13 protein-coding genes are annotated in these 13,915 nt (G+C 43.3%); 5 read left to right on the forward strand and 8 right to left on the reverse strand.

What is annotated here, in order from left to right; genetic code table 11:
- The first annotated feature begins 78 nt into the window (after nucleotides 1-78).
- Nucleotides 79-801: a TerC family protein gene (locus I8752_RS11540; RefSeq protein ID WP_214432485.1), complete on the forward strand. Its 723-nt coding sequence runs from the start codon at nucleotides 79-81 to the stop codon at nucleotides 799-801.
- Between the two features lie 88 nt (nucleotides 802-889).
- Here I8752_RS11540 and ndk read toward each other — a convergent pair whose 3' ends face one another.
- Nucleotides 890-1,339, reverse strand: coding sequence for a nucleoside-diphosphate kinase (gene ndk / locus I8752_RS11545; protein WP_214432458.1), 450 nt, complete (start codon nucleotides 1,337-1,339; stop codon nucleotides 890-892).
- 221 nt (nucleotides 1,340-1,560) lie between these two features.
- Here ndk and speA point away from each other — a divergent pair, with 221 nt between their 5' ends.
- Nucleotides 1,561-3,579: a biosynthetic arginine decarboxylase gene (speA, locus tag I8752_RS11550; RefSeq protein ID WP_214432459.1), complete on the forward strand. Its 2,019-nt coding sequence runs from the start codon at nucleotides 1,561-1,563 to the stop codon at nucleotides 3,577-3,579.
- 52 nt (nucleotides 3,580-3,631) lie between these two features.
- Here speA and I8752_RS11555 read toward each other — a convergent pair whose 3' ends face one another.
- The 3 genes from I8752_RS11555 to I8752_RS11565 all read right to left on the reverse strand — a co-directional run bounded on the left by I8752_RS11555 (nucleotide 3,632) and on the right by I8752_RS11565 (nucleotide 7,522).
- Entirely contained in the window at nucleotides 3,632-4,798 is a 1,167-nt protein-coding gene (locus tag I8752_RS11555) for a sugar phosphate nucleotidyltransferase (RefSeq protein ID WP_214432460.1), read from the reverse strand.
- Nucleotides 4,799-5,277: 479 nt separating this feature from the next.
- Nucleotides 5,278-6,105: a segregation/condensation protein A gene (locus I8752_RS11560; protein ID WP_214432461.1), complete on the reverse strand. Its 828-nt coding sequence runs from the start codon at nucleotides 6,103-6,105 to the stop codon at nucleotides 5,278-5,280.
- 319 nt (nucleotides 6,106-6,424) lie between these two features.
- Nucleotides 6,425-7,522 carry an AI-2E family transporter gene (locus tag I8752_RS11565; protein WP_214432462.1) on the reverse strand — a complete coding sequence of 366 codons (1,098 nt, stop codon included), beginning with the start codon at nucleotides 7,520-7,522 and terminating at the stop codon, nucleotides 6,425-6,427.
- A gap of 126 nt (nucleotides 7,523-7,648) precedes the next feature.
- Here I8752_RS11565 and pdxH point away from each other — a divergent pair, with 126 nt between their 5' ends.
- Nucleotides 7,649-8,293, forward strand: a complete 645-nt coding sequence (pdxH, locus tag I8752_RS11570; RefSeq protein WP_214432463.1) for a pyridoxamine 5'-phosphate oxidase — start codon at nucleotides 7,649-7,651, stop codon at nucleotides 8,291-8,293.
- Between the two features lie 50 nt (nucleotides 8,294-8,343).
- Here pdxH and I8752_RS11575 read toward each other — a convergent pair whose 3' ends face one another.
- On the reverse strand, nucleotides 8,344-9,288 hold the full coding sequence (locus I8752_RS11575; RefSeq protein WP_214432464.1) for a DUF3153 domain-containing protein: 945 nt from the start codon (nucleotides 9,286-9,288) through the stop codon (nucleotides 8,344-8,346).
- A 315-nt stretch (nucleotides 9,289-9,603) separates the two neighbouring features.
- Nucleotides 9,604-10,134 (reverse strand): tetratricopeptide repeat protein, encoded by a 531-nt coding sequence (locus tag I8752_RS11580; protein ID WP_214432465.1) that lies wholly within the window; start codon nucleotides 10,132-10,134, stop codon nucleotides 9,604-9,606.
- Nucleotides 10,135-10,291: 157 nt separating this feature from the next.
- On the opposite strand from I8752_RS11580, the gene I8752_RS11585 reads away from it, so the two are divergent.
- The gene (locus I8752_RS11585; protein WP_214432466.1) at nucleotides 10,292-10,738 is read left to right on the forward strand and encodes a hypothetical protein; all 447 of its coding nucleotides are present in this window, start codon (nucleotides 10,292-10,294) and stop codon (nucleotides 10,736-10,738) included.
- A gap of 206 nt (nucleotides 10,739-10,944) precedes the next feature.
- Here the strand turns inward: I8752_RS11585 and argB are convergent, their stop codons facing one another.
- Nucleotides 10,945-11,850 carry an acetylglutamate kinase gene (gene argB / locus I8752_RS11590; protein WP_214432467.1) on the reverse strand — a complete coding sequence of 302 codons (906 nt, stop codon included), beginning with the start codon at nucleotides 11,848-11,850 and terminating at the stop codon, nucleotides 10,945-10,947.
- Between the two features lie 83 nt (nucleotides 11,851-11,933).
- Entirely contained in the window at nucleotides 11,934-12,479 is a 546-nt protein-coding gene (locus I8752_RS11595; protein ID WP_214432468.1) for a shikimate kinase, read from the reverse strand.
- 397 nt (nucleotides 12,480-12,876) lie between these two features.
- On the opposite strand from I8752_RS11595, the gene I8752_RS11600 reads away from it, so the two are divergent.
- The gene (locus I8752_RS11600) at nucleotides 12,877-13,902 is read left to right on the forward strand and encodes a multicopper oxidase domain-containing protein (RefSeq protein ID WP_214432469.1); all 1,026 of its coding nucleotides are present in this window, start codon (nucleotides 12,877-12,879) and stop codon (nucleotides 13,900-13,902) included.
- Nucleotides 13,903-13,915: the final 13 nt, after the last annotated feature.

Below are 13,915 nucleotides of genomic sequence, written 5' to 3' on the forward strand. Positions count from 1 at the left end.
ACCCCACACCCTACACCCAACACCCCGCCCCAACGGGGCTTGGTCAATTTTTTATTTTCCCTGCTTGAGAAACCCGGAATGCTAGACCAAATTTTTGATTATTTAAACTTTCATTTCAGCATTGAAGCTCCGATAGTCCTGCTGATATTGATATTTTTAGAGGCGGTGCTATCTGCTGACAATGCGATCGCCCTCGCTGCGATCGCCCAAGGATTGGAAGACAAAGAACTTGAGCGTCGGGCACTCAACTTTGGTTTAGTCGTTGCCTATGTACTGCGAATCACCCTGATTTTAACTGCTACTTGGGTGCAAAAGTTATGGCAATTTGAATTATTGGGTGCTGCTTATCTACTGTGGTTGGTATTTCAACACTTTACCTCTGAAGAAACCGAAGACGAGCATCATCACGGCCCCCGCTTCAACTCTCTATGGCAAGCCATACCCGTGATTGCATTTACAGATTTGGCGTTTTCTTTGGATAGCGTTACAACTGCGATCGCCGTTTCTCAAGAAAAGTGGTTGGTATTGACAGGGGCAACAATTGGGATTATTACGCTGCGATTTATGGCAGGATTGTTTATCCGTTGGTTGGATGAATTTGAAAATTTAGAGGACGCAGGCTATATGACTGTAGCGTTAGTGGGCTTGCGTCTGTTATTGAAAGTAGTGAACGACGATCTAGTACCGCCAGAATGGATCATGATTACTGCGATCGCCCTGATTTTAGCTTGGGGATTTTCTAAGCGCACTCTTACAGAATCACCCCAAGTAGAACCTGAGAAAACTGAAGTACCGAAGTAAGAGGACAGGGAGACATAGAGACGCGGGGACGCGGAGATTTTTTCTCCCTTGTCCCCGCGTCTTTCCCTCTCTTTGTCTTCCTATCTTCTTACTCGTGCAACCAAGGGGTTATGTGCGGTTGCCAATTTACTAATTCTTCTTCCCTAAACCATAAAGCGATTTCATGTTTGGCTGTTTCTGAAGCATCAGAACCATGAATTAGGTTGCGACCGATGTTAATCCCAAAATCGCCTCTAATCGTCCCTGGTTCTGCTGTCAGGGGATTGGTTGCACCAATAATTTTTCTTGCAGAAGCAACGACACCATCACCTTCCCATACCATTGCTACCACCGGGCCAGAAGTGATAAATTCGACCAAACCAGCGAAAAATGGTCGTTGTCTATGAACAGCATAGTGCTGTTCGGCTAACTCTCGACTGACATTGAGAAACTTCAAACCCACGAGGGTAAAACCTTTAGTTTCAAAGCGGCTGATAATTTCACCTACCAGTCCCCGCTGTACGCCATCAGGCTTAATTGCTAAAAATGTGCGTTCCAAAGCTATCTCCCAAAACTTAATCAAATTTTTATTTTGTCAATTGTCAGTTGTTAGTCGTCAGTTGCTAGTTGTGTTTTAACTACCCACTGATAACTGACTACTGACCCTTGAGCGCTGACCAATCAGAGTTTATCTCAGAAGTTAACCTTGGATGCATATCCGTTACAAGATGAATGCGTTAAATTGTTTATTCGTGGGTGAAACACAGAGGTGAGTAAGAAATGGATGTTCAGTCTCCTGCTACATCTGATGAGGTGGTCAAACTACCATCCAATGGGCATAAATTAGAAGTGAAAAATCATAAGCAAAAAAAGCTGCTACCACCTAGTACTTCTACAGGAGACTTACCTCGCTCCTGGAAAATTGAAGATAGCGAAGATTTGTACCGGATAGAAGGTTGGGGACAACCTTATTTTTCAATTAATGCTGCTGGTCACATCACTGTTTCTCCCAAAGGCGATCGCGGTGGTTCTCTAGACTTATTTGAACTGGTCAACGCCCTCAAGCAGCGTAATTTGGGATTGCCGATGTTGATTCGCTTTTCCGATATTTTGGAAGACCGGATTGAGCGTTTGAACGCTTGTTTTGCGAAAGCGATCGCCCGTTACAACTACCCCGGTGTTTATCGGGGCGTGTTTCCTGTCAAGTGCAACCAACAGCGGCATTTGATTGAGGATTTAGTCAAATTTGGCAAACCGCATCAATTTGGCTTAGAAGCTGGTTCCAAGCCGGAATTAATGATTGCTTTGGCTATTTTGGATACGCCGGGAGCATTGCTCGTTTGCAACGGCTACAAAGACCAGGAATACATCGAAACGGCAATGTTAGCCCAAAGGTTAGGGCAAACGCCAATAATCGTCTTAGAACAAATTGAAGAAGTCGATTTGGTGATTACTGCTAACCGCCAGTTGGGAATTAAACCTCTTTTAGGAGTGCGGGCAAAATTAAGTACCCAAGGCATGGGACGCTGGGGAACTTCCAGCGGCGATCGCGCTAAATTTGGTTTGACTATGCCTGAAGTTATAGAGGCGGTTGACAAGTTACGCGAAGCAGATTTGCTCGATTCTTTGCAGTTGATGCACTTTCACATTGGCTCGCAAATTTCTGCAATTAATGTGATTAAAGATGCCATCCAAGAAGCCAGCCGCATCTACGTGGAATTGGCTATGTTGGGGGCTGACATGAAATATTTGGATGTTGGCGGTGGCTTGGGTGTAGATTACGACGGTTCGCAAACTAATTTCTACGCCTCGAAAAATTACAACATGCAGAACTATGCCAACGACATTGTGGCAGAGTTAAAAGATACTTGTGCGGAGCGGCAAATTCCCGTACCAACACTCATCAGCGAAAGCGGACGAGCGATCGCTTCCCATCAGTCGGTACTGATTTTTGATGTTCTCAGTACCAGCGATGTTCCCCTCGATCCCCCAGAACCCCCACAAGAGGGAGAATCGCCGATTATCAATTACATGTGGGAAACTTACCAATCGATCAACAAAGAAAATTATCAAGAGTTCTACCACGACGCAGCGCAATTCAAAGAAGAAGCCATTAGCCGTTTCAACTTGGGAATTTTGCGTCTGCGAGAACGCGCTAAAGCCGAGCGACTGTACTGGGCTTGTTGCCAAAAAATTCTGAACATCACTAGGCAGCAAGAATACGTACCAGATGAATTGGAAGACTTAGAAAAAATCATGGCTTCCATTTACTACGTCAATCTTTCGGTGTTTCAATCAGCACCAGATTGTTGGGCGATCGACCAACTGTTCCCGATTATGCCGATCCACCGCCTCGATGAAGAACCGATACGGCGCGGCATCTTAGCAGACCTCACCTGCGACAGTGATGGCAAAATCGATCGCTTTATCGACCTGCGCGATGTCAAATCGGTTTTAGAACTACACTCCTTCAAACCCGGAGAACCTTACTATCTGGGAATGTTTTTGAATGGAGCTTACCAAGAAATCATGGGCAATTTGCACAACCTCTTTGGCGACACCAACGCCGTTCACATTCAGTTAACCCCCAAAGGCTACCAAATTGAACACGTTGTCAAAGGTGATACCATGAGCGAAGTGGTGAGTTACGTGCAGTATGACTCTGAGGATATGGTGGAAAACATCCGCCAGCGTTGCGAGCAGGCTTTAGAAGAAAAGCGCATCACCTTGGCAGAATCTCAGCGGTTATTGCAAACCTACGAACAAAGTCTGAGAAGATACACGTATTTGAATAGTTAGTCGTCAGTAGTCAGTAGTCAGTAGCAATTGACAACTGACCACTGACTACTGACTAACTTGCGTTTGTCCCTAACAATTCCTCAATCGCTTGCCGTTCGAGGGGGGTATGTGATGGCGGTGTCTGTCTGGCATCAGTAATCAACCAGTCTAAAGAAGCGGCCTGAACGTCTATTGCAGCCCCTGTTTTATCTACGCAATAACGCCCAAACACCAACTTATCAACTAGTCGAACTCCCGGGCCTAACCGCGACCATTCAAAAATGACGCTGTTCTCGACTGTTGCGCCACTGCATATCCAGCAATTCGGGCCAATCATCGCCGGGCCGACAATTTTTGCTCCGTCTTCTATCCTGGTCATGCCACCAATGTAAACTGGGCCTGTAATATCTACCTTGTCCCAATTCACGGCAACATTTAAGCCCGTGTAAATACCAGGGGCGACCTCATGACCTGGGATTTGGACATTCTTAATTTCGCCTAGCAGTACGCCGCGAATCGCCCGCCAGTAGTCTGGTACTTTACCAATATCTACCCATTCAAAATCCATGGCGATCGCATAGAAGGGAGCGCCAATTTCCACTAATTTGGGGAATAGCTGGCCACCAATGTCATATTCAACTCCAGAAGGTATATATTTAAATACCTCTGGTTCAAAGATGTAAATACCTGTGTTGATGTTGGTACTAAGAGCTTCTGCTGTTGATGGTTTTTCTTGAAAAGCCTTGACACGACCATCATCATCGGTGACGACTACACCGTAACTAGAAACTTCTTCCTCTGGGACAGATTTGGTAATAATAGTGGCGATCGACCCTTTGGATCTGTGCCACTTAACTGCTGCGGACAAATCTAGGTCTATTAAAGCATCACCGCACAACACCACAAAGGTATCATCAAAAAATGGCGAAAAGTCTTGGATGCGCCGCATCCCTCCGGCTGAACCTATGGCTTCTCCCACCAGTTTACCGTCATCAATTTTCCCTTCAAAAGAATAAGCAATCTGTACGCCAAACCGCTGACCGTCACGGAAATAGTTTTCAATTTCTTCAGCCAAATGGCTAACGTTGACCATAATTTGGTCGAATCCATGCTGGCGTAACAGTTCTAGTAGAAATTCCATCACTGGCTTTTGCAGGATGGGAATCATCGGTTTGGGAGTTGTATAAGTAATCGGACGAACGCGAGTACCTTTACCTGCTGCGAGAATCATCGCTTTCATAAAAGTTTATTCCTCAACCACCAGCCAGTTTACTTGTATAGAGCGATACTTAATCATCAGTTTTTATTGCTGCTTTAAGTAACCCTTAAGAACAGGGATAACAGGAACTTGCTGATTCTTGCAACCAATAAACTTCTTTCAGAAGTTGGGAAAAGGATAAGGAGTAAGGATCAAAGGGATTGAATTTTCCTTTCTCTCTTAATCTTTTTCCTATACCCACCTGCGATCAAACTAATTTTAGTCACAGGTCTAATGGGTATGGCCAGATGATAAGCAATTAGTTATCTTTTCAATTTACTCGGATTTTGGAGTTAGTGGGTTGCTGTGGTTCCTAGAAAGCGACTGGCGCTCTTAGCGACGAAGCCGTTGTCTTCGCTCTTAGGTGTAAAGAGTAGGGTCAGGGGTGCGACTACATCAAGTGAGGTGATTTTGCTGAAGTGAAAATCTATCAGCTATCAATAGTCGTACTTTAGACTTGCTTAGTTGATTGGTTGCTCCCAAGGTTGGTAAGTGTTAACTGAATCGGTGAGTAAGCGAACTTTAATTTCCTGATAAAATTCCTCTTGAAATAGCTCTACCTTAGATTGAGCCGAAAGCAGTAATAATGCCCAGAAAACACTAACTAAGTGACTGTGTTCCGACTCATGACCAGAACCATTTTTATGTGGTTGCTTTGTCTGAGTCCACAACTGTACGAGTTGTTCTAGATTCAAACAATTTTGTTGTAAAAGTAGTTCTTTAGGGGCAAGACGCAGCACTTGCTCTAATTCCCCTGCTACTTCTGTAAGATTTTCCTGGTGAGCTAACTCTAGCGCCTCTCGCATTGCTTGGGCACTAGGCAGACGCTTAGGGCGAACGGGTTTGCTGACTTTTTCTACCAGTTTTAGCTGGTTCGCCATCAGTTGCAATTGCTCGATCAACTCTTGCAAAGTTACGCGGCGTTTTGCTGGCGGCATTGCGGCCGGGCGGCGACGCAAGTGGCGCTCTAATTGCAGGCGATGACCTTGTAAAATTCCGTCTTCATTTTCCAACATGACATCATCTGCGACATCCTCCTCTAAACTTTGCACTGTTGTTAATTGCATCAAGGTGTTAGCCTTGAACAAAACTAGCATCGATGCTGATAAAAAAGCTTGTCCTGATTGAGATAAGTCAGCTTCATAGCCTCTAACTGTTGCCTGTGGAGCCATCAGTTCTAAATAACGGTCAATGACTTCAATTACCTGAACATCCCAAGGATCGATTTCTCCCCGTTGAGCTTGCTCGATCAGGAGTGTAATTGTTTCCAATAACTCGGAAGCATTCATCAAAAAATTTCAGTTAAGTAATGAAAGTTAAAAGTTAGTAATTCTAACAGTAAACTTATTGAGTATTGGCAAAGTATATAATTTATTTATTCGCCTCTACTTCCGGAATTGTGCCTAATATTTAAGTAATTTGTAATCTGTTCTATTGTGAATTGCGATCGCAGATTGTGCAAGTTTGAACTGGAGGCATCTTAACAAAAATCAGCGTTGTTCGCATACAACTAAATAAAGTTCTAAGTTTTGGGAATTACTAGAAATAAATTATCTGATTCTACTTCCCCAGCTTCCCTAGCCTGTCTTGTCTGTTTTACCCCAATTCTTAATTTGGGTCTGTATTGCTGGGTGAGTCATGAGCAATAGTTACAGTTGAGACAAATTCATCAGTTTTGCCGTTCTTGATAGCATCGAACGTGCCTTTAATAGTACCAGCTATTGGCACAGCAACTAATGTACCTAACAAACCAGCAATTTCAAAGCCCATCAAAATAGCAACAAAAATCCAGATAGGATTAAGTCCGATAAAATCGCCAAGCAACTTGGGAGCTAAGAGATTATCTTTAATTTGCTGCATCAAAATGGCTGCTACAGCAACTGGAACTGCTAACCAGCTATTTTGCAGTAATACTAAAATTGTTACTAAACCTATACCTAAGGTCGCCCCGATAAAAGGAATGAGTTCAGAAAGACCAATAAGTATAGCAAACAACAAAGCAAATGGTACTTTCAGAAATAGGAAAATGGGGGTGAGGGAAACGATCATGAACAATCCCAGCAGCAATTGACTGAGAAAAAAGTTCTGAAAATTTAGCTGTAAGGATGCAGTTAAGGGAACTCCAATGTTAGCAGGTAAGAGATTGACTAGACCATACCACACGCGATCGCCATATAACAGCATGTAAAATGCCAGCACAAATATTAATATGAAATTGAGCAATCCTGACAGCAGAATTCCCGCAAATCCTACCGCACCAGAAGCTAGCTGTTGAACTAAATTTTGAATGTTGGCATTGATTTGAGTACTGATAACTCTGAGATCGAGAGGCAAGCGTCTTTGCTTCGCTAATGCCTCAAACTGCTCTAAGTTAGCTTGACTAGTGGTTAACCAATCAGGAATCTTATTTAAAAGTTGGATTGTTTGGTCAATTACCATCGGTACTAACGTCACGCCCAGAATCACAAACGAAGTCAGGGTGACAAGTAAAACAATCACAACCGCCTGAGTACGAGTCATGCGAGCGCGTTCAAAGAACTTTACTGGATAGTTCAGTAAAAAAGCTAAAATCGCTGCAACGCTCAGAATAGTAATCGGATGCTGAAAATAGCTAAAAAGTAATGACAGCAGCCAGACATTGAGAGCAATAATCGGGCCGCTCAGACCATAAATTAATAAACGTTGAACGGAGGCCGAACGGCGCATGTGATGCAATCGATTTTCGCTACTCCTTGAGAAAATTAATACTACTGGTGTTGGCGCTAATCATCATCATAGATATTGTAACAAAGACGTGTATAAGCTTATCTGATACTAAGGAAGCAAACCACGATGGACAAAACCATAGCCGATCTTCGCAAGGACTACACCTTGGAAGGTTTGAGCGGAACTGAAATCGATCTCAATCCCTTCATCCAATTTCAAAAATGGTTCGATCAAGCACTAGCAGCCCAACTTACCGAACCAAATGCTATGACTATTGCCACCGCTATGCCAGACGGTAAACCTTCGGCAAGAATGGTATTGCTAAAAGATTTTGACGAACGAGGTTTTGTTTTTTTCACTAACTACAATAGTCGCAAAGGACAAGAACTAGCAGAAAATCCCCAGGCAGCTTTGGTTTTCTGGTGGGCAGAACTAGAACGCCAAGTCCGCATTTCTGGGCATGTGGAGAAAGTTTCTGAAAATGAATCAGATAAGTATTTTCACAGCCGTCCTGCTAACAGTCGCTTGGGCGCATGGGTATCTAATCAAAGCGAAGTTATAGAAAGTCGGGAAGTATTAGAGCAACGCTTGCAAGAATTCCACAGCAAGTATGAAAATCAAGAAATTCCCCGACCGCCTCACTGGGGAGGCTTGCGAGTAATTCCCACAGAGATTGAGTTTTGGCAAGGACGCTCTAGCCGTCTGCACGATCGCTTGCTATATACTCGCTTACATGACAACAGTTGGAAAATTGAGCGCTTGTCTCCTTAACAGTACTGAGTTAGGAGTTCAACTTCTAACTCAGCATTCTCCACTCAGACCTATTCTGTAATTGCTGCTTTGCTTGCAAACTGAATTCTGGGGTCTGGCATAAAAGTGTATCTGAGATAAAATCCTCCCCAGACAAATAAGATAATCAACAAGCTACCAATTCCCAGAGGGCTAGGAAGCCAAAAGACTACTTCTATATGGTTCAGTTCGCCAGTTTTTAGTTGCCATACTAATTGATTGCCATTCTTTCCTGGCTCGATCGCATTTTCTGTGACTGGAATATTCTTAGCGCCCCAAGGGGTCTTTATGCTAAACTTCAAATCGAGAATGGAACCAGTATTAGCTAGAACGTTACCATTGCTAGAAATTAGCGAGAGCGATCGCAAGTCTAAATCATAAATTAATCGATTCCGCACTAAAACTAAAAAGTTGTTCTGCTCTATGAGTAGGTTTGATTCAATTTTCGGTAATTCCGATCCAGATTCGCTGGGCACAGCCTCAGCTTTTTGATTGGTACGGGAGTTAAAAAATTCGTTGAACTTCTCTTGCAACTCCTGACCGTTACTGAAGGGAATTGTCACAATAACTTCTTCTTTAGAAACCCGCTTTGCTTTCCCTTCTAGTTTGCGGGCACGATGCTCTATGCTGTCTAACCATGCATACACATAGTCTCCACTAAAACTGGTTAGCCGTTCTTCTAACTTGATATGCTGCACGAGTTCGCCACTATTTGAGTGGTTAAAATTCACTCCTACGTCGTAATGCACGCAACCCGACAATAAGAGCGATGTTAATAGCACTAGCCACAAAATAGGTTTTGGGATTTTTTTGTTTCCCTTTTTTAAGGGTGTACGGCGGAGCGAATTTTGCATAGGAAAGTCGCAATTAATCAGATTTTGATTAGTTAGTGGCACGATAAACTCTATTTTTGCCAGCATAAAACTAAATGGTCTGATTAACCACATCAAAATCTTCCCGAAAGTCAAAGAATTCATTACATATGTCTCCCAAACAGTAAAAGGGACTGGGTAATGGGGATTGGGGATTAGGTATTAAGTGACCTGACTTTTCACGGTATGTGGAAAAGTCAGAGGGTGTGGGGTGTGGGGTGTGGGGTGTAGTCAGGCTTTCTTGTTTTCCCACTCAGCCACACCCTACCCCCTACCCAAGCGCCTTAACGGGGGTTTGAAGACTTCCCGTGAAAAGTCAGATTAAGTGACAGCACGAAAAACTAATTTTTGTGAACTATAATTCATTCCCAGTCACTAGTCACTAGTCCCTACTTACTTCATCCTTCTTTGAGACTTCATTTAGTAGAAACTCGACCAAACCAAATACGAAATAGTTAATCCGATGGCAATGAGTGCCACCCAGATAAAGCGATTATCTCTAGTATTGACCTGACTGAGGTCAACGAATTCTGGTTCAACCGCTTTTTGCCCAGAAGATTTGCGAGGATTAACAGTTACGCGAATTTTAGATTCATTATCGGAGAGTTTACCCAAATCTGGAATTTCAGTCATCCACTCGCTCGGTCTTTTCAGCTTTGGTGCTTGTAAGATGTAGAGCAATCGCTTTGCTTGTTTGTTAGTTTCGGCGAAGGGATGGCGTTTGAGTTGTTGGCAAAGGGCGATCGCATCTTCAGTCCGCCCAGCCGCTTCATAAGCTGTCGCCAACCAAAGTTCTACTTCACCACCAAGTCGAGAATTGCGAGTTAAAAGGGCGCTGGCTTTTTCGAGATTTTCTACAGCTTCTCGGTATTGCCCATTTTCTAAGGCAAGTTTCCCAGCCTGGTATCTAGCTTTGGCTATTTCTAAACTTTCTGCACTCACGTTTTGCATAAAAATCGGCACTCTTTAATTTTGCCAATTCCAGCAATCTTTTTTGAATCTTTTTAAAAGCTGGTAATTTTCAAGTCGAGAAAATTTTAAAATTTTAACCAAAGTAGCTGAGGCTATTTTCCAAAAAATCAGTTTATCAAATGCGGGCGAGCAAAATATGCTAAAAATCAAGCATTCGCTACTAAATTGTCTGGGAGCGGGAATCACTCTGGCACTGATAGGCGCTGCCATTGCACCAGCTTCCGCCCAACGCGTAATAGTGATTGATGGCACTTCTGGAATCGGCAGACAGCCTGCTGTAGGTTCCTTTATTTACGGTAGTCCGATTCCCACCCCCATGCCTGTAAATCCGAGCACAGGACTAATGCCAAGTCGCAGCAATTTTCACTATTACTCTTATCCTTCTGTCAACGATCGCCACTATTACTCTTATCCTTCCATAAGGCAAAATGAGCTAAATAATTCCACGCTAGTCAATCCGGTGATTATCAACAATTCGTGGAATCGCAGACCGTTTCGAGGGGAATCACGAGTGATTTTGCAAGATTCATGGCATCGTTCACCTGTTAGAGAGCGATCGCGGGGGATTATAACTTATCCCTAGTAGTTTTCAGGTGGTTTAGTCATAACCCTGACTTTTCACAGTAAGTCCTCAAACCCTCGTTAAGGCTCTTGGTAGGGGGTAGGGTGTAGGGTATAGGGAAAACAAGAAAGCCTGACTACACCCCACACCCTCGCTCATGCGTCCACATACCGTAAAAAATCAGAACGGCTGTTCGCCCTTAGATTGTGGTCTGAGTTAGCGCTCTATTACTCGCGTTTTGAAAGAAATTGAGAACCGAGAATCATTGTGCCAATACCAACATCAGTAAAAATTTCTAGTAACAGAGCGTGAGGAATGCGACCATCGATAATGTGTGCAGCACTTACGCCTTGAGCTAGCGATCGCACGCAACAATTGACTTTGGGAATCATACCACCGCTGACTACACCATCGGCAATCAACTCGCGGGCTTCCCGAATATCTACTTGGGGAATCAAAGTTGATGGGTCTTTGTAATCTTTTAAAATACCCCTGGTATCAGTGAGTAAAATCAACTTTTCTGCCCCTAGTGCTGCTGCTATTTCTCCAGCTACAGTATCGGCATTAATGTTATAAGCTTGTCCTGACTCATCAGCGGCGACGCTAGACACTACAGGAATATAGCCATTGCTAGCAAGGGTTTCTAAAATCTTGATATTCACATTACTGACTTCCCCAACAAAGCCAATACCTTCTTGACCTTGGGGACGGGCTACGATTAAGTTACCATCTTTGCCGCAAAGTCCTACCGCCAAGCCTCCAGCTTGGTTAATTAGGGAGACAATTTCTTTATTAACTCGACCGACTAAAACCATTTCCACCACATCCATTGTGGGGGCATCAGTAACTCTTAGGCCATTTTTAAATTGCGCTTCTATTCCCAGTTTATCTAACCAACTGTTAATTTCTGGGCCACCACCGTGTACCAGGATGGGACGCAAGCCGACACAAGATAAAAAAACAATGTCGCGGATGACTTGATCTTTAAGGGTGCTATCTTTCATCGCCGCACCACCATATTTAACAACAACGGTGCGACCTGTGAATTGTTGAATATATGGTAGAGCCTCGCTTAACACTTGTACGCGAGTGGCTTCAGCTTGCCTGATGTACTCAGTATCCTTGGCTGTCATGAAAAGCTGTGAGATTTTAAACCTATGCAGTCAGTGTAGAAGACTTTGGAACCTGTAACAATGATTAAAAAGCCAACTTTGCTTTAATGAGAAATTTGTGGTTTCAGAACGCTAGGAATCGCCTCTATAACTCTGTTGGCAATTTCTTCTGGTGTTTCTTCTGCTCGTATAGTAATATGCAAATCGGCTTGCGAGTAAAGCGGTGTTCGTTGTTCGAGGAGCGATCGCAGTTTGGCTTGTGGGTCAGCATCTTGTAAAAGTGGTCTTGTGGTATCCTCTGCCAAACGGGTATAGAGTAGCTCTAATGGGGCATCTAGCCACACAATCAAACCATGGTGCAGGTAACTCCAGTTTTCTCGCCGCAGTACGATACCGCCACCTGTAGCTATTACCAACTCTTTACGAGCGCATACTTGTGCCAATACATCGCTTTCTAACTGGCGAAATGCTGCTTCTCCTGACTCGGCAAATAGCTGATTAATGGTTTTTCTTGTTAATTGGGTAATTATATTATCGATATCTATAAATGTATAATTTAGCTGTTTTGCCAGTAAATTTCCTACCGTAGACTTACCAACGCCCATCATCCCAATTAAGTATAGGTTAACCCCTCGCAATAAACTACTCACCAGTTGTTTCGCTCCCGAATGGATTATCTTTGTAGCTTCGTAACCGATACAAAGCCCGACAAGTAGGGACTTTGAAGACCTACAATATTTCAATTTTAGTACTGAATTGCTGCCGTGAAGAATCAGAGTCAAGGGCGATCGCCACACTTATCTGTAAGCAGTTCGTGACAGCTACTTACAAATGAGAAAAATCTAAGATAGCTATAAATGAAGAAAATCCCAAAATTGGGAATTTTAACTATCTCTAGATTTATTTTCCTAATTACCTGAAATTCAGCGAATAATAATTCTCAAATACTTTAAATAGTTATTGACAATAATTATTGATTTCAGATAGTATGCGAAGTAATTGCGAATCTTTTGCAATTTTTTTGTGCTGTAAAACGTTAATAAAGCGATGCCCAAGCACTCAATTTTGGGAAAAGAACAACTTTGGAACCGTCGTCAACTGCTGAAATTGGGTTTAGCCGGTGTCGGTGCGACTGGGGCGGCAGCGCTGTGGCAAACTTTGAATGTACAAAGTCAGTCAATTGTTAGAATACCATCTATGGAGATGGAAGCATCTGAGGGCGCTGCTAATCCTATGCAGATGCTACGGAATTTTGATTATGGAAAGCTAAAGCGAGAAAATGGACGTACCATTCGAGAATTTGAGTTAACTGCTGGTACTTCTGTTATTCAACTTAATAGTGCTGTTTCTTATAATATTTGGGATTTAAACGGTCGCATACCGGGGCCAACGTTACGGGCAAAACAGGGCGATCGCGTCCGAATACTCTTTCTCAATCAGGCGGGACATTCTCACTCTTTACATTTTCACGGTATTCATCCCGCACAAATGGATGGCGTGCGTCCAGTCAGCAATGGCCAAGCCACAATTTATGAATTTGATGCCGAACCTTACGGCGTTCACTTGTACCACTGCCATATCGAACCAGTTACCCGTCATATTGCCAAAGGGTTGTATGGAATGTTCATTATCGATCCACCCACGCCGCGTCCTCCGGCTGATGAGATCGTATTAGTGATGGCTGGGTATGATGTGAATGACGATAACCATAATGAGTATTACGCCTTTAACGGTCTGCCGCATCACTATATGGATCGCCCCATCCAGATTTACCAGGATCAGTTGATTCGGCTATATGTTCTCAACATTATTGAATACGATCCGGCAGTGACATTTCATCTCCACGCCAACTTCTTTGATGTCTACCGCACAGGTATGACTCTTACCCCCAGCGAGAAAGCTGATGTAATTACGATGGGTATAGCCGAACGGCACATCTTAGAATTTGCCTTTCGTTACCCAGGTAAGTATATGTTTCATCCCCATCAAGATGCGATCGCTGAAAATGGTTGTATGGGTCAATTTGAAGTAGTCGCTAAAAACGACTCTAAAAATTCTCAAAAAAATTCCTGAACCGAAACTTTAA

It is taken from the genome of Dendronalium phyllosphericum CENA369, from assembly GCF_016056275.1.
Lineage (GTDB): Bacteria > Cyanobacteriota > Cyanobacteriia > Cyanobacteriales > Nostocaceae > Dendronalium > Dendronalium phyllosphericum.

Coding starts and splice junctions, on each gene's coding strand:
- I8752_RS11575 (WP_214432464.1), bottom strand. CDS start 9,288: ATGAATTCTTTGACTTTCGGGAAGATTTTGATGTGGTTAATCAGACCA.
- argB (WP_214432467.1), bottom strand. CDS start 11,850: ATGACAGCCAAGGATACTGAGTACATCAGGCAAGCTGAAGCCACTCGC.
- I8752_RS11555 (WP_214432460.1), bottom strand. CDS start 4,798: ATGAAAGCGATGATTCTCGCAGCAGGTAAAGGTACTCGCGTTCGTCCG.
- I8752_RS11600 (WP_214432469.1), top strand. CDS start 12,877: ATGCCCAAGCACTCAATTTTGGGAAAAGAACAACTTTGGAACCGTCGT.
- pdxH (WP_214432463.1), top strand. CDS start 7,649: ATGGACAAAACCATAGCCGATCTTCGCAAGGACTACACCTTGGAAGGT.
- I8752_RS11560 (WP_214432461.1), bottom strand. CDS start 6,105: ATGAATGCTTCCGAGTTATTGGAAACAATTACACTCCTGATCGAGCAA.
- speA (WP_214432459.1), top strand. CDS start 1,561: ATGGATGTTCAGTCTCCTGCTACATCTGATGAGGTGGTCAAACTACCA.
- I8752_RS11565 (WP_214432462.1), bottom strand. CDS start 7,522: ATGCGCCGTTCGGCCTCCGTTCAACGTTTATTAATTTATGGTCTGAGC.
- I8752_RS11580 (WP_214432465.1), bottom strand. CDS start 10,134: ATGCAAAACGTGAGTGCAGAAAGTTTAGAAATAGCCAAAGCTAGATAC.
- I8752_RS11585 (WP_214432466.1), top strand. CDS start 10,292: ATGCTAAAAATCAAGCATTCGCTACTAAATTGTCTGGGAGCGGGAATC.
- I8752_RS11540 (WP_214432485.1), top strand. CDS start 79: ATGCTAGACCAAATTTTTGATTATTTAAACTTTCATTTCAGCATTGAA.